We start from the raw sequence: 18,168 nt of genomic DNA, 5'->3' as shown, positions 1-18,168 counted from the left end.
GTCGATGGAGGCGCATTATAGGGACTTCTCGACCTGCCGCAATAGGTATTTTAAAGAAAAATGACTGTTTGCTGCATTCCACAGCAAAACCCCGCCTTATACCTATTTTTGCACAAACTTATCCACAGAAAGCATTCTACTCAAAAATTGACGAGCATCGCGCAAACGTTTTCGCTACAATTCATCCCGTTCAAAATCGTCGTGTTTCTGCGAACGCTAACTGAATATTTCTCTTTATTCCGCAATTATTGCTCTGACAAAGACGATATTCACATACCGTTCTTTACTGACTACCCAAATCCAGGGGATAACATCATCATGCAACAACGCCGTCCAATTCGCCGCGCTCTGCTCAGCGTTTCTGACAAAGCAGGTATTGTCGAATTTGCTCAAGCTCTGTCCCACCGTGGCGTCGAGCTCCTTTCAACTGGTGGAACCGCCCGTTTACTGGCCGATGCTGGCTTAGCGGTGACTGAAGTCTCTGACTACACCGGCTTCCCGGAAATGATGGATGGGCGTGTAAAGACCCTACACCCGAAAGTACACGGCGGCATCCTGGGACGACGCGATCAAGATGATGCAATCATGGCGCAGCACGACATCAAACCGATTGATATCGTGGTTGTGAATCTGTATCCGTTTGCCCAGACCGTCGCTCGTGAGAACTGCACATTAGAAGATGCGGTTGAGAATATCGATATCGGTGGGCCGACGATGGTTCGCTCCGCCGCCAAGAACCATAAAGATGTGGCTATCGTGGTCAAGAGCAGCGACTACAGCGCCATCATTAATGAAATCGACGCCAACGAAGGTTCGCTGACCTACGAAACCCGTTTCGATTTAGCCATTAAAGCCTTCGAGCACACTGCCGCTTACGACAGTATGATTGCCAACTACTTTGGTGCACTGGTTCCGCCTTACCACGGTGAAACCGATAAACCATCAGGCAACTTCCCGCGCACGTTAAACCTGAACTACATCAAAAAGCAGGACATGCGCTATGGCGAGAACAGCCATCAGCAAGCTGCCTTCTATATAGAAGAGAATATTCACGAGGCCTCTGTCGCCACCTCGACACAGTTACAAGGCAAAGCGCTGTCTTATAACAACATTGCCGACACCGATGCGGCGCTGGAATGTGTGAAAGAATTTGCCGAGCCGGCCTGCGTTATCGTTAAGCATGCGAATCCGTGCGGCGTAGCAATTGGCGACTCAATTCTTGATGCTTATGAGCGCGCCTATAAAACCGACCCAACATCGGCATTCGGCGGTATTATCGCTTTCAACCGCGAGTTGGATGAAGAGACGGCGCAGGCCATCATTAGCCGCCAGTTTGTCGAAGTGATTATTGCCCCATCTGCCAGTGATGCCGCATTGAAGGTAACCGCAGCCAAACAAAACGTACGTGTCTTGACCAGCGGCAGTTGGCAACAACGCGTTCCTGGGCTGGACTTCAAACGCGTCAACGGAGGTTTGCTGGTACAGGACCGCGATCTGGGCATGGTCGATGCCTCGCAATTGCGTGTCGTCACTGAGCGCCAGCCGAGCGAGCAGGAATTACGTGACGCCCTTTTCTGCTGGAAAGTGGCTAAGTTCGTTAAATCCAATGCGATTGTGTACGCACGCGACAACATGACCATCGGGATAGGTGCCGGCCAGATGAGCCGCGTTTACTCAGCGAAAATCGCCGGTATCAAAGCAAGCGATGAAGGTCTGGAAGTAAAAGGTTCCGCTATGGCGTCTGATGCGTTCTTCCCATTCCGTGATGGTATTGATGCCGCTGCGGCCGTTGGCATTACCTGCGTGATCCAACCGGGCGGGTCGATTCGTGATGATGAAGTCATTGCTGCCGCCAACGAACACGGCATTGCGATGATCTTTACCGACATGCGCCATTTCCGCCATTAATTCTGGAGCTGACCGAAATGAACATTTTAGTAATTGGTAATGGCGGACGCGAGCACGCGCTAGCCTGGAAAGCCTCGCAGTCACCGCTGGCGAAACGTGTTTATGTTGCTCCAGGAAATGCGGGGACCGCGCTTGAACCAGCGCTGACCAACGTCGATATCGCCGCCACTGATATTCCAGCGTTAGTCGCTTTTGCGCAGGAAAACCACATCGATTTGACCATCGTTGGCCCGGAAACACCGCTAGTTATCGGTGTTGTGGATGCATTTCAGAGCGCGGGGCTAAAAATCTTTGGCCCAACGCAGGGCGCTGCACAGTTAGAAGGCTCTAAAGCCTTTACTAAAGATTTTCTGGCACGCCACAATATCCCATCAGCGGAATACCAGAACTTCACCGAAGTTGAACCCGCGCTGGCCTATGTACGCAGCAAAGGCGCACCGATCGTCATCAAGGCCGACGGACTAGCCGCTGGTAAAGGCGTGATTGTCGCCATGACGTTGCAGGAAGCAGAAAACGCTATTCAGGATATGCTGGCGGGGAATGCATTCGGCGATGCCGGACACCGTATCGTGGTGGAAGAGTTCCTTGATGGCGAAGAAGCCAGCTTCATCGTTATGGTAGATGGCAAGAATGTCTTGCCGATGGCAACTAGTCAGGACCATAAGCGTGTTGGGGATAAAGATACGGGCCCGAATACCGGTGGTATGGGCGCTTATTCGCCAGCTCCGGTCGTGACCGATGAAATCCACCAGCGCGTGATGGATCAGGTCATTTGGCCGACCGTCAACGGCATGGCCGCAGAGGGAAATACCTACGTCGGTTTCCTATATGCCGGCCTGATGATTTCTGCCGATGGTCAGCCAAAAGTGATCGAATTCAACTGCCGCTTTGGCGATCCAGAAACACAGCCAATTATGCTGCGTCTGCGTTCCGATCTGGTGGAGCTATGTCTGGCAGCCTGCGACGGCACGCTGGATCAGAAAGATTCCGTCTGGGATGAACGTCCGTCTCTGGGTGTGGTATTGGCTGCAGGCGGCTATCCGGCTGACTACAATACAGGCGATGTGATTTCCGGTTTACCGCAGCAGGACGCCGAAGATGGCAAAGTTTTCCATGCTGGCACCAAGTTAAACGGTATTGATGTCGTCACCAACGGTGGCCGTGTACTGTGCGTCACTGCATTGGGCAATACCGTGGCTGAAGCGCAACAACGTGCTTATGAAATAGCGGCGGGTATTCAGTGGCAAGGGGTCTTCTGTCGAAAAGACATCGGCTACCGTGCTATTGAGCGCGAGCAAGCCTGATAAACGATTGTCTGATAATACTGAAGCCCGGAGAAATCCGGGTTTTTTTATAGCTAATGGCTACTTAGGTTCCCACTGGCAGACGTCATCCTCCACCACCAGCAATAACTGCGTCCCTTCTGGCGCTTCCAGCCACGCGACGTTTAGCGGGCGCGTTGCATGCGCTTTTTGCTGCGCGATCCATTCACGCGAGTCATTGTCAAAATCAGGGCGAACCACCGTACCGTCACAAGACTGCACCTGCCCTTCCCGCCATTTCCCCTGCTTTAGCCTCACCTTGCCTACACGCAATACATCGCTCAATTCCAGCATGCGCTTCGCATCAAACTGGTAGAGCGCGATTTCATCATCAGAAACCGATTCACGTCTTTCGGCAAGCTGCCGCTGCATAAAGCTGACGGTTCCATCTTCTGCAAAGCGCAAACGCATATCTTCTTGTTGCGCCCCAAGCTGGTTACGCTGTATCTCGCGTAGCTTATCCTGCTGGAACGTATAGCGCGTCACCACCAGAGCATTGCCTTGAAGCGGGTTGTATACGGTAGTCAGCGCCGTCGTATTCTGCGCATCATCCTTACGCCACAAACGCACAACACCACGATCGGCAACGTAGCCGCTGGCGAAAACGTCCGGCGGCGCGGTGCGGCTACTACAAGCTACCACGGCTATAAGCACGAGGCCTGCGCCACACAAACGTCGTAAAAGCAAAAGGGGCGAAAGCGCCCCTCTGCTTAAACTTTTAACCGGCATGGGCTTATTTAACAGCGTCTTTCAGAGCCTTGCCAGAAACAAATGCTGGCACATTGGCAGCAGCGATTTTGATTTCTTTACCGGTTTGTGGGTTGCGGCCAGTGCGCTCATTACGATGGTTCACTTTAAACGTACCAAAACCAACTAATTGTACTGCATCACCTTCTTTCAGAGACTCGGTAATTGCCGCCAAAGTTGATTCCAGAGCTGCTTTAGCCTGTGCTTTTGACAGATCAGCTTTGTCCGCAATTACATCAATCAGTTGAGTCTTATTCATAAGTTATCCTTACAGTGTGTTTATCGCTTGCTAAGCATCGAGTGCGACGGATATGCCCTTTCCCGTTTCAGGGTGTAACAGCACTCTCCTGCATACACGCACCGACAGCCACTTTTTTTACGCCCCCCAAATGTAGACCAGACAGGGTGCGAATGTGAAGCCTTAAGACAGGCCATTTCAGGCCTTAAATCACGTTTTATCGCGTTATTGATGCAAATTTATCCCGATGTTACTACTGCCAGCCTCGCGCAGATCGGAACGGAGCCCTTTGATCAGCTCAATATCGCGTTCTTCGCAGGCCGCCAACAGGCGAAAAATCTCCCATTGGATGTCCCATTCTTCTTCAATTGCAGGCAAAACCTTGAGCTCATCGTCGGTCATTTCTTTGCCTGCGTGCGTCATTTCCAGCATGGCAACCGTGCGGATAGACGTTTCGCTAATCGCTATCGCATGTTCCAGCGTTTCACCGCTTAGACGTGAATGAATCAGCTCACCCAGTGCGATACAGGCATCAATAGCTGGGTAAACGCCGTAAAGATCGTAATCTTCTGCAGCGGGAACCGCTTCTTCCAGCTTTTCCAACTGGCTATCGAAATTAACCTTCGCATCTTTGACAACCAGTGTTTCCCATACCAGATCGAGAATGCGACGGTAAACCATCGCGTCGCCGAATTCTGTTTGACGACAAAACTCGTGATAATTTGGATACATACGTTCACAAAGACATGCCATGAAAGTGACATGTTGCCAGCTCGCCAGCTTTTCTAGACGTAAATGAATGGGGTTACGTAACATTTTTATGCTCATTAACGGCGACGGACGGCAGTGTACCTGAAATCACAATAACGCCCTATGCCTGAATTCCTAAAGTTTTACGACAATACGTTAGCGGTTTGCTGCCGTTGCCAACGCACAAATGCGGGACGATTTGATGCAACAGCATCAGCCCAACGAGTCGGTTCCGGTAAACGGTAGCCGCGCATACAAGATTGTACCCAGTGCAATGCACTATCCTGACTAACTCGATGCCCCGTCGCCACAAACAATGGATTACAGCGTGCTTTGCTACGCCATACCCAACCAATCTGCTCGCCTTTATCCAGTTAAGGCTGCTGGCTACCAACGCTCTCCGCCAATGGCTCAAATCGGCCACAAAGTCGACTTTTCGCCACGCCAATCGTCGGAACATCAACTAGCAGACCAAAATGGCTGGCAACGCCGAGACGACGCGGGTGGGAAATCCCATGCCCGTCGACAAACAGCAGGTCCGGTTTCTGTTCAAGCAACGCCCACGCGGCGAGTAGCCCAGGGCATTCACGAAACGAAAGAAAACCGAGGATATAAGGCATTGTCGTGCTGATACGCGCAATCTTGTATTCTATCAGTTCCAACGAAGGATAGCGCATTACCGCAATCGCAGCGCGGGTTACTGAGCCTTCTTGCTCAAAGCCAACATCCGCACCCGCGATAAACGTGGGCTGCTCAAAAGGTAAATCGTCGTGCCGAATCACATCAGAAGCGCGGGCCAACTGTTCAGCCCGCAGCCGTTGTGTATCAATCACATCACCTCCTGTGAATCATGCGTGATAAGGGCGAGACAACCGATGGACGGCCTCAACAAACACGCCCGCATGCTCCGGTGGCACATCCTGATGAATGCCATGACCCAGATTGAAAACATGGCCATTGCCTTGTCCAAATCCGGCCAGGATCGATGCCACCTCCTGCTCGATCCGTGCCGGATCGGCATACAACATCGACGGATCCATATTTCCCTGTAGCGCCACTTTATCGCCTACGCGACGGCGTGCGTCGGCGATATCACTCGTCCAGTCCAGCCCCAGCGCGTCGCAGCCTGTTTCCGCCATTGCTTCCAGCCACTGGCCTCCACCTTTGGTGAAAAGCGTCACTGGCACACGGCGGCCTTCGCTCTCACGCTGCAATCCGTCAACGATCTTATGCATGTAATGCAGGGAGAATTCTTTGTAGTCACGCCCGCTCAGCGCGCCGCCCCAGGTATCGAATACCATCACCGCCTGCGCACCCGCACGAATCTGCGCGTTGAGATAGAGAATGACGCTATCAGCTAGCTTATCCAGCAACAGGTGTAGCGTTTTAGGCTCGGCGAACATCATTTTCTTGATGACGGTAAACGCTTTGCTGCTACCACCTTCAACCATATAGGTCGCCAGCGTCCACGGGCTGCCCGAGAAACCAATCAGCGGCACTTCCCCGGCGAGATTTTTACGGATCGTCCGCACCGCGTTCATCACATAACCGAGTTCCTGCTCTGGATCGGGAACCGGTAGGTTAACCACATCGGCATGAGACGCGATCGGAGACTGAAAGCGCGGACCTTCCCCTGCTTCAAAATAAAGTCCTAAGCCCATGGCATCAGGGATAGTAAGAATATCGGAGAACAGGATCGCCGCATCCAGCGCATAGCGCCGTAAAGGTTGTAACGTGACTTCACAAGCCAGCTCTGCGTTTTTACACAGCGACATAAAATCACCCGCTTGCGCGCGCGTTGCCTTATATTCCGGCAGATAACGCCCCGCCTGACGCATCATCCACACTGGGGTGACATCAACAGGTTGGCGTAATAACGCCCGCAAATAGCGATCGTTTTTCAGATCAGTCATGTTCTTTTCCTTTCAACCTCACGGCGGTTCTACACCGGATAGATGTGATGAAACGGATGCGTTATAAGGCGAACGCTTTATGAAGCGAATACGCTATGACGCAGGTGCACGGTGTACGCGAGCCATTCATGACGTCAATACTACCACGTCAGCTTTCGTTCTCGTGATAAGTGCGGCACAGTACCACCGTATCTTCGATAAGCCGACGCGCCACGGTGCCGGGCGGAGGCAACTGCGGGAGTTGGTCATAGCGGAACCAGCCCGCGTCACGCAGCTCTTTCGGGTCATGCTTGATTTCACCGCCCGCATACTCGGCCATAAACGCCATCATCAGTGAATGAGGAAATGGCCAAGGCTGCGAACTCACATAGCGCAGGTTTTTTATCTGAATTTGGCTCTCTTCCATCACCTCACGCACGACCGTCTGCTCCAGCGTTTCGCCCACTTCGACAAACCCGGCCAGCACGGTGTACATGTTTCCGCGATGCCGATTGTGTTGTGCCAGCAAAATTTCCTCGCCACGACGAATCGCGACGATGATGCAAGGCGCGATCTGCGGATAATAGCGCTCTTTGCAGTGGTGACATAAACACGCCAGCTCCGTTTTACTCCGCACCATTTCATGGCCGCAATAACCGCAAAAATGATGAGAGCGGTAGAATTCAGCCAGCTGTACGCCTCGCCCCGCCAGTTGGAATAAGCCTACGTCCTGATCGAGCAACTGGCGAACCGATGCCATATCGGAATCCCGCCCCTGACAGACCAGCCAGACAGGCAGTCCTTGCCATTCACCGATTTGACGAGCCGTTTTCCCCTGCAACGACCACGCGGTAGCAGTTCCGCGCGGCAATTCTCCCTGAGGGAGCCAGATTTGTACCGCGTCGCTAACCACCCACCAGCCGGTTTCGTCACCTTTTAGCGTCTGTTCCATATCTTTTTATTGCTCCACTGCCACTTCACTGGCATTTTACATTCAGAGTGATTACATAAGTTTTATAACTGGGATTTCAGTTATTTCTTACCGTTCACGGAGTCAACAATGCTAAACCAGCTACAAAGTCTAACTGAATACGTTGGTGGCAATAATGCGTTAATCGACCAATGGCTACAAGCGCGTAAGCAGCTTCTGGTGGCTTACTATCATTTGGTTGGCATCAAGCCGAATAAGGAAATGCTTTCTCTTCTGGATGAAGAGGCATTGGATAATTTTTGCCAGAATCTGGTGGACTATCTTTCTACCGGCCACTTTCATTTATACGAAAAAATGCTGCATGAAGCGGCAACGCACAGCGAAAAAGTATTAGCGCTTTCCACCCAGCTCGCCCTCGCCCTGCAAAATAACACGCAGCAAATTATGGCGTTTTACGATAGCCATCTGGCGGCAGCCATCGACCATGATAACTGCCTCGAATTCCAGAAGGCACTTTCCCACGTCGGAGAAGCGCTGGAAGAACGTTTTACGTTAGAAGACAGAATGATTCAGCAGATTTACGACAAATAGCCGCCATTTGACGTTATTTCAGGACATCATCACACATTGTAAAAGCAAAAGCGGCACGCTTTGACATCCGCGTTTTGCCGACATACAGTGTAGGGGTTTTATTGGCCCGTTTAAGAGACGGGCATATCTTGTCGGAGTGCCTAGCGTGCTCGTGTTTTGTTTTACGAAATCAATCGTTATGACGAAACTTACGAGCGCACAGGCTGAGACCGTTAATTCGGGATCCGCGGAACCTGATCGGGTTAATACCTGCGAAGGGAACAAGAGTAATGCACCTCTATTGAGCCCAAGGCTGCGTATTCCTACATACCTGCTCTGACGCCCAATATCATTATTACTCCCTCCGGCTCCAGACAAGCAATTTTCCCTTTACGTCTTACAGGAACTTGCTATGTCTACAGAACCTTTGTCTATAAAAACAGTGTCGTCAAAATCGGGTCGCCGTGAACAGCGTGCCGCCGCCCAGCAGTTTATTGAAACCTTACAGGGAACCGCATTTCCCAATTCCAAACGCATTTACCTTGCAGGTTCACGCGACGACATCCACGTGCCAATGCGAGAAATTCAGCTTAGCCCGACGTTACTCGGCGGCAGTAAAGACAATCCCCAATACGAACCCAATGAACCAATCCCAGTTTACGATACGTCAGGGCCTTATGGCGATCCAGCTGCGCAACCCGATGTCCGCGTTGGGCTAGCGAAGCTGCGCGCCGGCTGGATTGCAGAACGCCACGACACCGAGTCGCTATCCGGCGTCAGTTCTGATTTCACCCAACAGCGGTTGGCGGATGCCGGTCTGGATCATCTACGTTTCGAACATTTGCCACGACCTTTACGTGCCAAAGCAGGCAAACGCGTCACCCAGCTCCACTATGCACGACAGGGCGTGATTACCCCCGAAATGGAATTTATCGCCATTCGCGAAAATATGGGGCGCGAACGCATTCGCACTGGCGTGTTGCGCCAGCAGCATCCGGGCCAGAGTTTTGGCGCCCTTCTGCCGGAGAACATCACACCGGAATTTGTCCGTCAGGAAGTGGCCGCCGGGCGCGCCATTATTCCTTCCAACATCAACCACCCGGAATCAGAGCCGATGATCATCGGACGCAATTTTCTGGTGAAGGTTAACGCCAATATCGGTAACTCGGCTGTGACGTCCTCCATCGAAGAAGAGGTGGAAAAGCTGGTCTGGTCTACCCGCTGGGGCGCGGATACGGTGATGGATCTCTCAACCGGCCGCTATATTCATGAAACCCGCGAGTGGATTCTGCGCAACAGCCCCGTGCCAATCGGGACGGTACCGATTTATCAGGCGCTGGAAAAAGTGAACGGCGTGGCGGAAAACCTGAACTGGGAAATGTTCCGCGATACGCTGCTGGAGCAGGCGGAACAGGGCGTAGACTATTTCACCATCCACGCTGGCGTGTTGTTACGCTACGTGCCGATGACCGCCAAACGCCTGACTGGTATCGTCTCACGCGGGGGTTCCATTATGGCGAAGTGGTGCCTGTCGCATCACAAAGAGAGTTTCCTGTACGAACACTTCCGCGAAATCTGTGAAATCTGCGCCGCTTATGACGTCGCGCTGTCGCTGGGTGACGGCTTACGTCCTGGCTCCATTCAGGACGCCAACGACGAAGCCCAGTTTGCCGAGCTGCATACGCTGGGCGAGCTGACCAAAATCGCCTGGGAATACGACGTGCAGGTGATGATCGAAGGCCCCGGGCACGTTCCGATGCAGATGATCCGCCGCAACATGACCGAAGAGCTGGAGCACTGCCACGAAGCACCGTTCTATACGCTCGGCCCGCTAACTACCGATATCGCCCCGGGTTACGATCATTTCACCTCCGGCATTGGTGCCGCCATGATCGGCTGGTTCGGCTGCGCGATGCTCTGCTACGTGACGCCGAAGGAACATCTTGGCTTGCCGAACAAAGAAGACGTCAAACAGGGACTGATTACCTACAAGATCGCCGCCCACGCCGCCGATTTGGCGAAAGGCCATCCCGGCGCGCAGATCCGTGATAACGCTATGTCGAAAGCGCGTTTCGAATTCCGTTGGGAAGACCAGTTTAATCTGGCGCTCGATCCCCAAACAGCACGCGCCTACCACGATGAAACGCTGCCGCAAGAATCCGGTAAAATCGCCCACTTCTGTTCCATGTGCGGCCCCAAATTCTGCTCGATGAAAATCTCACAGGAAGTACGCGATTACGCCGCAAAACAGGAAGCGGAAGCCAAACCGATTGAAGTGGGTATGGAACAGATGTCGCAAGAATTCCGCTCACGCGGCAGCGAGCTTTATCACAGCGCCACCAGCCTGCAAACCGAGGTAAGCAGCAAATGACGGATTCGACGCCTTTTGCCCCAACGGCGCAGCAACTGGGGCTGTATCCCGTCGTCGATAGCGTGGAATGGATCGAACGACTACTCGGCGTCGGGGTGAAAACGATCCAACTGAGAATCAAAGATCGGTCAGATGAACAAGCCGAAACCGAGGTGATCCAAGCGATCGCCTTGGGTCGCCGCTATCAGGCGCAACTTTTCATCAATGACTACTGGAGATTGGCCGTCAAACATCAGGCATACGGCGTACATCTGGGGCAGGAAGATCTGGACACCGCCGATCTGGCCGCGATTAAACAAGCTGGCCTGCGGTTAGGCGTCTCCACGCACGACGATCGTGAGCTGGCGCGCGCGGTGGCGATCAACCCGTCCTACATCGCGCTGGGGCATATTTTCCCAACCCAAACCAAAGATATGCCATCAGCGCCGCAGGGGCTGGCCGAACTGGCGCGCCACATCGCCGATCTGCAAAGCCGTTTTCCCACCGTGGCGATTGGCGGCATCAGCACCGACAGAGTCCCTGCGGTGCTGAAAACGGGTGTCGGCAGCATTGCCGTCGTCAGCGCTATTACGCAGGCACAGGACTGGAGGCAGGCAACCGCGACGCTGCTCAAGTTGATTGAAGGACGGGAGGCATGACATGGTAACGAATCCCAATCCAACGTCTGCTGGACTGAGCGATAGCGAGTTCATGCGCTACAGCCGTCAGTTGATGCTGGAAGATATTGGCCCAGACGGTCAGGAGAAGCTCAAAGCCGCCCGCGTTCTGCTGGTGGGCCTAGGTGGGCTGGGTGCTCCCGCCTCGCTCTATCTGGCGGCCGCAGGGGTCGGCACGCTGCTGCTTGCCGACGATGACGCACTGCATATCAGCAACCTACAACGCCAGATTCTGTATCGCACCAGCGATACCGACAAGCCCAAAGCCGTGCTGGCCCAGCGCCAGCTACAGGCGTTAAACCCGAACGCAGAAGCGATTGCGATTACCGAGAGGCTCAGCGATGGCGCATTACACCGCGATGTTAGCCGCGTCGATCTAGTGCTGGATTGCAGCGACAACATGGTCACTCGCCACGCGGTTAACGCCGCCTGCTTTCGCGCAGGCAAGCCACTCATCAGCGGAAGCGCCGTCGGTTTCAGCGGGCAGCTCGCGGTCTTCACGCCGCCTTATCACTCTGGCTGCTACGCCTGCCTGTACCCTGATACGACCGAACCACAACGCAACTGCCGTACCGCAGGCGTGCTGGGTCCAGTGGTCGGCGTGATTGGCACACTTCAGGCGCTGGAAGCAATAAAGCTGCTGGCCGGTATGCCGTCTGCGCTGGATGGCAAGCTGAGAATGTTCAATGGCAAACAGCAGAGCTGGAACACGCTCCAGCTCACACGTGCACCCCATTGCCCGGTATGCGGGGGAGCAGCATGAGAATCACGCTGAATGATGAGCCCTTTGAATTCCCAGAGCCCATCACGGTTGAGGCGCTGCTAAGCCAGATAAACCGGCTCCAGCCCGGCACGGCGCTGGCCATCAATCAAACCATTATCCCGCACGCCACCTGGTCACAGCATCAGGTTCAGGACGGTGATGATATTTTGCTTTTTCAGGCAATCGCGGGAGGATGACATGCTGCACATTGCCGATACGACATTAACTTCACGGCTGCTGACTGGCACCGGAAAATTCGCCACGCCAGAACTGATGCTGGCGGCACTCGAGGCTTCCGGTTCGCAGTTGGTTACCATGGCGATGAAACGCGTTGACCTGAACGGCGGCAATGACGCCATTCTCGCTCCGTTACGCCAGCTCGGCATTAAGCTGCTGCCGAATACCTCAGGTGCCAAAACGGCCGATGAGGCCATTTTTGCGGCCCGACTGGCGCGTGAAGCGCTGGGCACTCGCTGGCTGAAACTGGAAATTCATCCTGATGTGAAATATCTGCTGCCCGATCCCATCGAAACCCTGAAGGCCGCCGAACAGCTGGTAAAAGAAGGATTCACGGTACTGCCTTACTGCGGAGCCGACCCGGTACTGTGCAAACGGCTGGAAGAAGTCGGCTGCGCGGCGGTGATGCCTCTCGGTGCACCGATTGGCTCCAATCAGGGGCTACAAACGCGTGATTTTCTCCGCATCATCATCGAACAGGCACGCGTTCCGGTGATTGTCGATGCGGGCATTGGCGCACCCAGCCAGGCGGCCGATGCGCTGGAAATGGGAGCCGATGCCGTGCTGGTCAACACGGCCATCGCCGTTGCTCGCGATCCCGTCGCGATGGCGCGCGCCTTCCGGCTGGCAGTCGAGGCAGGTGGCCTTGCTCGTCAGGCCGGTCTGGGAAGTAAGCAGTTTGTCGCCAGTGCCACCAGCCCGCTCACCGGTTTTCTTCATCGGCAAACAGAAGGGACAAAGTGATGAACGTCGATTTCCAAACCGTCTGGGAACAGCTCGACTGGGATGACCTGACGCTGCGCATCAACGGTAAAACCGCACAGGATGTTGAACGGGCGCTCACTGCGCCACACTTGACGCGTGACGATTTTATGGCGCTCCTTTCACCTGCCGCCAGCACCTATCTGGAACCGCTGGCGCAACGGGCGCAACAGCTTACCCGCCAGCGTTTCGGCAATACGGTAAGCTTCTATGTCCCGCTGTACCTGTCCAACCTGTGCTCCAACGACTGTACCTACTGCGGCTTTTCGATGAGTAACCACATCAAGCGAAAAACGCTGGATGAAGCAGAGATCCTGCGTGAATGCGCCGCTATCAAGGAACTGGGGTTTGAACACCTGTTGCTCGTGACTGGCGAACACCAGCGTAAAGTAGGCATGGATTATTTTCGTCGCGTTTTTCCACTGATCCGACCGCTCTTCAGTTCGCTGATGATTGAAGTTCAGCCCTTGTCGCAGGACGAGTACGCCGAATTAAAAGCACTGGGTCTGGATGGCGTGATGGTCTATCAGGAAACCTATCATCCGGCGACCTACCAGTTGCACCATCTAAAAGGACAAAAGCAGGATTTCCACTGGCGACTCGCCACGCCGGATCGACTGGGTCGTGCGGGGATCGACAAGATCGGGTTGGGGTCTTTAATCGGCCTGTCCAATAGCTGGCGCACCGACTGCTACATGGTGGCGGAACACCTGCTGCACCTGCAACAACGCTACTGGCAGAGCCGGTACTCTATTTCGTTCCCGCGCCTGCGTCCCTGCGCAGGCGGCATTGAACCGGCATCGATTATGGATGAAGCGCAGCTCATGCAGGTGATTTGCGCATTCCGCTTGCTGGCGCCGGATATTGAATTGTCGCTGTCCACGCGCGAATCACCGTTCTTTCGCGATCATGCCATTCCTATCGCGATTAACAACGTCAGCGCCTTTTCCAAAACCCAGCCGGGTGGCTATGCCGATGACCATCCTGAACTGGAACAGTTTTCTCCCCACGATTCACGGCGTCCTGAAGACGTAGCGCAGGCCATCGTGCGTGCAGGTCTCCAGCCCGTATGGAAAGACTGGGACGGTTATTTGGGCAGATAGTTACTCAGCAGATAAGTCACTGGGCGGATCTTCAGCGATCGGTATGAGTGATACCTATGATTTGGGATGCGACTCGCAAGACAAAATGAGAATTACACGGAAGACAATATTCTCAGGATAGCGCCGCGCAACATGACATTCGGCCTATCGCCATGATCCGTGACGAAGAATACAGTAGCGTCGTTGGCAGGCCTGAGCATTACGGAGCTTGCTGGCCGGAGCCGTTTGCCACTCATCGGTTCTGCACATCAACCCGCCGATACGGGGCTTATCCTTACCCGTATCGGCCCTTCCCTAACACTCTCAGGGGCGCTCTAGTCAGGAGGTGTATGCATCATCTTCGCAACCTCATTACCCACGATACGCAGCCCTTCCCTCATCTCTTCCGTGAAGCGATTGGCATAGTTGAGTCGAATACAATTGCGGTATTTCCCTGAGGCAGAGAAGAGCGACCCTGCGGCGATCTGTATGCCTGATTTTCTGACCTCACGGGTAAGTTTGAGCGAATCAAAATATTCGGGCAGTTCAATCCACATCAGGAACCCTCCCTGCGGACGACTGACGCAAATATTGGACGGAAAATACTCACGCACCCAGCAGGTGAACGTACTCAGATTCGCTTTGTACTGGGCGCGCATACGGCGCAGATGGGGCTGATAGTGTCCCTGACGAATAAACTCCGCCACAGCTAGCTGCGGTTGCACCACCGTTGATCCCGTACTGATGTATTTTGTATGGATGACCCGTTCCAGATAGCGCCCTGGGGCAATCCAGCCAACGCGTAAACCGGGCGCTAGGCTCTTTGAAAACGAGCTACACAGCAGCACGCGTCCATCCTCATCAAACGACTTTATTGCACGAGGACGCGGATATTCATAGGCCAGCTCACCGTAGGCATCATCTTCAATAATCGCGATATCAAAATGCTGCGCCAACGTCACCAGCGATTTCTTGCGGGCGTCTGGCATGATGAAGCCAAGCGGGTTATTACAGCTCGGTACCAGCAGGACGGCTTTGATCGGCCATTGATCCAGCGCCAGCCTCAGCGCCTCGAGGCTGATCCCCGTGACTGAGTCAGTTGGGATCTCGATCGCTTTGATATCCAGCCCACGAAGGATCTGCATCGTGCCCGGAAAAGCCGGTGACTCAACGGCTACGATATCACCAGGCTGACAAACGGCGCGAACGGCAACAAAGAGAGCCTCCTGACATCCGGTCGTGACCACAATATNNATATCATCTCGAGTGAGCTGGCAGCCGCAGTCGACGGTAAGGCGGGCAATCTGGTCGAGCAGCTCTGGCATACCATAAATACTGTCATATTGTAAGACACGGGAATCCTGATATTGGCAGAGGCGGGCCATCTCTTTCCACAGGGGTTTGATGGTCGGCTGGCTCACATCCGGCATTCCGCTACCAAACTTCAGTATGTTCGTTTCCAGACGCACGTTCACCAGCTCCAGTACCGATTCCCATTGCGTGATCTCAACCGGACGCTGAGCAGGACGCGTTAGCGCGGGTACAGGCGGCGTGGCCTTACGCGGCGTGACAAAATATCCCGAACGCGGCTGCGGCATAATCAACTGCCGGGTTTCCAGCAGATGGTAGGCCTGCTGTACGGTACTGATACTTACACCATGCTCTGTACTCAGCGCCCGTACCGAAGGCAGGCGCTCTCCACTTTGGTACAACCCTTGTTCGATCCGCTGTTCTAACAGCCCGGCAAGGTGTTGATAACGCGTCATCAGTATCGTCCCCTATTAAGATATCCAACCGCAACCGGTACAGATTCAAATAAAAATCACCATTCAGATGCAATATCACACAATCTGTATGCTAAAAAAATGGATTTTTTGCATCTGTATTGAAAATACCTTTCGCCTCATCATAGCGATCATTCACTGGCGAGGGGGAAAATATGGAATTTCATGAGAATCGATCACAAAAGCCGTTCCGCGAGTCACCGTTCTGGCTAATGCTGACTTTGCCGTACCGTTTGTGGAAAGCCTGGCGGGCAAGGGCACAAACTCTGAAGATACTAAAAAATATGAGTGATGACGGGCTTAAGGATATCGGGCTAAAGCGAAGCGATCTTGATCGGTTCAGATAACGCCACAGCAAAAACAGTAGACTAAAAAACAGTAAAAAATGTGCCGATACAGACTCTGCATCTGTATCGGCTCACGAGATGGGTGAAGTAAAGAGGTTAGTGAGATAAGGCGTCTGCTGATGTTGCCTTCATCCGCATTCCGACAATCGCTGAAAGTAAGCAGCCAATGGCAAGGTAAGCCGCCACCGCATGCCATGAACCATCCATAAATTGCACCAACAGAACGGCGATAAAAGGTGTAAAACCACCGCCAACCACGCTGGCAACCTGATAACCCACACCCGCCCCGCTATAGCGGTACGCCGTACCAAATAGTTCGGTAAACATTGGCTGCTGTACGCTAACAATCATATCGTGAGCAATATTCGCCAACATGATGGCAAAGAACAGAATCAGCAGTGTGTTGTGGCTTTCCAGCGCCATAAAGAATGGCACAGCACTCGCCGCCCCAATTAGTGCACCAGTAACGTAGATCCGGCGGCGGCCAAAGCTATCTGCCAGATAAGCAAAGAAAGGAATAGATACGCAGCTGATCGCCCCCACCAGCAGCCCGATATTCAGGAAGATATCCCGCGATAGTCCAAGATGAGTCGTGGAATAATTGAGGGCAAACGCGGTAACGATATACATCGTCAGCAGTTCACCGAGCCGTAGCGCAATAATCAGCAGAAAGGCCTTCGGGTGCTGGCGCAGAGCTTCCATGATAGGGAACGAACGCAGTTTACTGGCTCTTTCTCCCAGCGTTTTATTCGCCTCAAATTCCTGAGACTCATCCATCCCGTTACGCACCCACCAGGCGATAGCCACCAGAATCAGGCTGAATAAGAACGGCAGACGCCAGCCCCAGGTGGTAAATTCTTCATTGGTCGTCAAATTGCTCACCACCGATACCGACCCAGTAGCTAACAACAATCCGACCCCAAAGCCAACCTGTACGCCGCTGCTGTAAAAGGCTTTCTTCTTCTTCGGCGCATTCTCTACCGCCAACAGCGCCGCACCGCCCCATTCACCCCCCACCGCAAAGCCCTGAATTGCCCGCAACGTAACCAGCAGCACTGGTGCCCACCAGCCAATCGAATCAAACGACGGCAGCAGACCAATCAGCGCAGTAGAAATGCCCATCATCCAGACCGTGATCATCAACATTCGTTTACGGCCTAGCTTATCGCCGAAGTGGCCAAACACCATGCCACCTAGCGGTCGAAACAGGAAACCAACACCGAACGTACCAAATGCCGCCAGCGTCCCCATTGTCGGGCTGATCTGTGGGAAAAATTCGGTATTAAATACAAGAGCGGCAACAATTCCGTACAGTAGAAAATCGTACCAGTCGACAACGGCCCCCACAAAACTGCCCCATGCTGCACGTTTTGCTCGATGTTGAGAATGGCTTACTGACTGTGTTTGTAAGGTTTTATCAGAAGAAAGTGAGTTATCTTGCTGAGCTAATGAGCCGCCAGGCTGTGAGAGTGTTGGCGTAGTTGAGGTGTCCATGTTGGTTCCGTTCTATTTACTTTACACTACTGTACAACAAAAAATTTCAGGAAGAAATTTTTAACGTCGCTTGCGACGGCCTTTAGGTAGCGCACAGGGATGTGCGCTATAAAAAATTTCAGGATGATATAAAACGCCGGGAGCGTTTTATAACAACGTATCGCGTTGGCCCACAGGGTGGAAGGCAGGACGCCTCCATCAATTTTTAACGTCGCTTGCGACGGCCTTCAGGTAGCGCACAGGGATGTGCGCAATAAAAAACCCCAGCCATGATAGCTGGGGTTTTTGTTATTTACCGCATGATAATGCAGCGT

At 53.4% G+C, this 18,168-nt stretch carries 18 protein-coding genes, 1 pseudogene and 1 riboswitch; of the genes and pseudogenes, 11 read left to right on the top strand and 8 right to left on the bottom strand.

Translation table 11 applies throughout. From position 1 onward, the window contains the following. The 3 genes from H0248_RS21950 to purD all read left to right on the top strand — a co-directional run. On the top strand, positions 1 to 224 hold a 224-nt coding region (locus H0248_RS21950; RefSeq protein WP_219609308.1), incomplete at its 5' end, for a hypothetical protein. Positions 225 to 318: 94 nt separating this feature from the next. Next, positions 319 to 1,908, top strand: a complete 1,590-nt coding sequence (purH, locus tag H0248_RS19865; RefSeq protein ID WP_180787212.1) for a bifunctional phosphoribosylaminoimidazolecarboxamide formyltransferase/IMP cyclohydrolase — start codon at positions 319 to 321, stop codon at positions 1,906 to 1,908. A 17-nt stretch (positions 1,909 to 1,925) separates the two neighbouring features. Next, positions 1,926 to 3,212, top strand: a complete 1,287-nt coding sequence (gene purD / locus H0248_RS19860) for a phosphoribosylamine--glycine ligase (protein WP_120358364.1) — start codon at positions 1,926 to 1,928, stop codon at positions 3,210 to 3,212. 60 nt (positions 3,213 to 3,272) lie between these two features. Here the strand turns inward: purD and H0248_RS19855 are convergent, their stop codons facing one another. The 6 genes and pseudogenes from H0248_RS19855 to nudC all read right to left on the bottom strand — a co-directional run bounded on the left by H0248_RS19855 (position 3,273) and on the right by nudC (position 7,809). Continuing rightward, positions 3,273 to 3,959, bottom strand: coding sequence for a DUF1481 domain-containing protein (locus H0248_RS19855; protein ID WP_180787211.1), 687 nt, complete (start codon positions 3,957 to 3,959; stop codon positions 3,273 to 3,275). Positions 3,960 to 3,963: 4 nt separating this feature from the next. Then, a complete protein-coding gene (gene hupA, locus H0248_RS19850; protein ID WP_005970302.1) occupies positions 3,964 to 4,236 on the bottom strand; it encodes a nucleoid-associated protein HU-alpha in 273 nt (90 codons plus the stop codon). Between the two features lie 204 nt (positions 4,237 to 4,440). Further along, the gene (locus tag H0248_RS19845; protein ID WP_180787210.1) at positions 4,441 to 5,031 is read right to left on the bottom strand and encodes a YjaG family protein; all 591 of its coding nucleotides are present in this window, start codon (positions 5,029 to 5,031) and stop codon (positions 4,441 to 4,443) included. A gap of 77 nt (positions 5,032 to 5,108) precedes the next feature. After that, positions 5,109 to 5,795, bottom strand: a pseudogene (gene nfi, locus H0248_RS19840) (deoxyribonuclease V). An 18-nt stretch (positions 5,796 to 5,813) separates the two neighbouring features. Further along, on the bottom strand, positions 5,814 to 6,878 hold the full coding sequence (gene hemE, locus H0248_RS19835; protein ID WP_180787209.1) for a uroporphyrinogen decarboxylase: 1,065 nt from the start codon (positions 6,876 to 6,878) through the stop codon (positions 5,814 to 5,816). 148 nt (positions 6,879 to 7,026) lie between these two features. Then, the gene (gene nudC, locus H0248_RS19830) at positions 7,027 to 7,809 is read right to left on the bottom strand and encodes an NAD(+) diphosphatase (protein WP_180787208.1); all 783 of its coding nucleotides are present in this window, start codon (positions 7,807 to 7,809) and stop codon (positions 7,027 to 7,029) included. A gap of 108 nt (positions 7,810 to 7,917) precedes the next feature. Between nudC and rsd the strand changes: the two genes are divergently transcribed. The 7 genes from rsd to thiH all read left to right on the top strand — a co-directional run bounded on the left by rsd (position 7,918) and on the right by thiH (position 14,250). Beyond that, positions 7,918 to 8,379, top strand: a complete 462-nt coding sequence (gene rsd, locus H0248_RS19825; RefSeq protein ID WP_180787207.1) for a sigma D regulator — start codon at positions 7,918 to 7,920, stop codon at positions 8,377 to 8,379. Between the two features lie 122 nt (positions 8,380 to 8,501). After that, a riboswitch (TPP riboswitch) is annotated at positions 8,502 to 8,656 on the top strand. Positions 8,657 to 8,770: 114 nt separating this feature from the next. Next, positions 8,771 to 10,729 (top strand): phosphomethylpyrimidine synthase ThiC, encoded by a 1,959-nt coding sequence (gene thiC / locus H0248_RS19820; RefSeq protein ID WP_180787206.1) that lies wholly within the window; start codon positions 8,771 to 8,773, stop codon positions 10,727 to 10,729. Next, a complete protein-coding gene (gene thiE, locus H0248_RS19815; RefSeq protein WP_180787205.1) occupies positions 10,726 to 11,367 on the top strand; it encodes a thiamine phosphate synthase in 642 nt (213 codons plus the stop codon). Before thiC ends, thiE begins: the two co-directional genes overlap by 4 nt. Position 11,368: 1 nt before the next feature. Continuing rightward, complete coding sequence (locus tag H0248_RS19810; RefSeq protein WP_180787204.1) at positions 11,369 to 12,148, top strand: HesA/MoeB/ThiF family protein; 780 nt, start codon at positions 11,369 to 11,371, stop codon at positions 12,146 to 12,148. After that, entirely contained in the window at positions 12,145 to 12,345 is a 201-nt protein-coding gene (gene thiS / locus H0248_RS19805; protein WP_180787203.1) for a sulfur carrier protein ThiS, read from the top strand. Before H0248_RS19810 ends, thiS begins: the two co-directional genes overlap by 4 nt. Before the next feature lies 1 nt (position 12,346). After that, positions 12,347 to 13,129, top strand: a complete 783-nt coding sequence (locus H0248_RS19800; RefSeq protein ID WP_180787202.1) for a thiazole synthase — start codon at positions 12,347 to 12,349, stop codon at positions 13,127 to 13,129. Beyond that, on the top strand, positions 13,129 to 14,250 hold the full coding sequence (thiH, locus tag H0248_RS19795; protein WP_180787201.1) for a 2-iminoacetate synthase ThiH: 1,122 nt from the start codon (positions 13,129 to 13,131) through the stop codon (positions 14,248 to 14,250). The genes H0248_RS19800 and thiH overlap by 1 nt, the downstream gene beginning before the upstream one ends. 314 nt (positions 14,251 to 14,564) lie before the next feature. Here the strand turns inward: thiH and H0248_RS19790 are convergent, their stop codons facing one another. Next, positions 14,565 to 15,995 (bottom strand): aminotransferase-like domain-containing protein, encoded by a 1,431-nt coding sequence (locus H0248_RS19790; RefSeq protein ID WP_180787200.1) that lies wholly within the window; start codon positions 15,993 to 15,995, stop codon positions 14,565 to 14,567. Positions 15,996 to 16,168: 173 nt separating this feature from the next. Between H0248_RS19790 and H0248_RS19785 the strand changes: the two genes are divergently transcribed. Continuing rightward, on the top strand, positions 16,169 to 16,360 hold the full coding sequence (locus tag H0248_RS19785; protein WP_180787199.1) for a DUF1127 domain-containing protein: 192 nt from the start codon (positions 16,169 to 16,171) through the stop codon (positions 16,358 to 16,360). Positions 16,361 to 16,456: 96 nt separating this feature from the next. On the opposite strand, the gene shiA is transcribed toward H0248_RS19785, so the two are convergent. Further along, positions 16,457 to 17,854, bottom strand: a complete 1,398-nt coding sequence (shiA, locus tag H0248_RS19780; protein ID WP_180787198.1) for a shikimate transporter — start codon at positions 17,852 to 17,854, stop codon at positions 16,457 to 16,459. Positions 17,855 to 18,168: the final 314 nt, after the last annotated feature.

Origin of the sequence: Pectobacterium brasiliense (assembly GCF_013449685.1) — a bacterium.
In the GTDB taxonomy this organism is placed as follows: Bacteria; Pseudomonadota; Gammaproteobacteria; order Enterobacterales; family Enterobacteriaceae; genus Pectobacterium; species Pectobacterium brasiliense_A.
The sequence above is the reverse complement of the archived record's forward strand: the minus strand, read 5'-3'. Positions and strand labels throughout refer to the sequence as shown.

Excerpts from the sequence above, each read along its gene's own strand:
- purD (WP_120358364.1), top strand. The coding sequence starts at position 1,926 with ATGAACATTTTAGTAATTGGTAATGGCGGACGCGAGCACGCGCTAGCC.
- rsd (WP_180787207.1), top strand. The coding sequence starts at position 7,918 with ATGCTAAACCAGCTACAAAGTCTAACTGAATACGTTGGTGGCAATAAT.
- thiC (WP_180787206.1), top strand. The coding sequence starts at position 8,771 with ATGTCTACAGAACCTTTGTCTATAAAAACAGTGTCGTCAAAATCGGGT.
- H0248_RS19785 (WP_180787199.1), top strand. The coding sequence starts at position 16,169 with ATGGAATTTCATGAGAATCGATCACAAAAGCCGTTCCGCGAGTCACCG.
- thiH (WP_180787201.1), top strand. The coding sequence starts at position 13,129 with ATGAACGTCGATTTCCAAACCGTCTGGGAACAGCTCGACTGGGATGAC.
- shiA (WP_180787198.1), bottom strand. The coding sequence starts at position 17,854 with ATGGACACCTCAACTACGCCAACACTCTCACAGCCTGGCGGCTCATTA.
- hemE (WP_180787209.1), bottom strand. The coding sequence starts at position 6,878 with ATGACTGATCTGAAAAACGATCGCTATTTGCGGGCGTTATTACGCCAA.
- H0248_RS19800 (WP_180787202.1), top strand. The coding sequence starts at position 12,347 with ATGCTGCACATTGCCGATACGACATTAACTTCACGGCTGCTGACTGGC.
- thiS (WP_180787203.1), top strand. The coding sequence starts at position 12,145 with ATGAGAATCACGCTGAATGATGAGCCCTTTGAATTCCCAGAGCCCATC.
- H0248_RS19845 (WP_180787210.1), bottom strand. The coding sequence starts at position 5,031 with ATGTTACGTAACCCCATTCATTTACGTCTAGAAAAGCTGGCGAGCTGG.
- hupA (WP_005970302.1), bottom strand. The coding sequence starts at position 4,236 with ATGAATAAGACTCAACTGATTGATGTAATTGCGGACAAAGCTGATCTG.
- H0248_RS19855 (WP_180787211.1), bottom strand. The coding sequence starts at position 3,959 with ATGCCGGTTAAAAGTTTAAGCAGAGGGGCGCTTTCGCCCCTTTTGCTT.
- nudC (WP_180787208.1), bottom strand. The coding sequence starts at position 7,809 with ATGGAACAGACGCTAAAAGGTGACGAAACCGGCTGGTGGGTGGTTAGC.
- H0248_RS19810 (WP_180787204.1), top strand. The coding sequence starts at position 11,369 with ATGGTAACGAATCCCAATCCAACGTCTGCTGGACTGAGCGATAGCGAG.
- purH (WP_180787212.1), top strand. The coding sequence starts at position 319 with ATGCAACAACGCCGTCCAATTCGCCGCGCTCTGCTCAGCGTTTCTGAC.
- thiE (WP_180787205.1), top strand. The coding sequence starts at position 10,726 with ATGACGGATTCGACGCCTTTTGCCCCAACGGCGCAGCAACTGGGGCTG.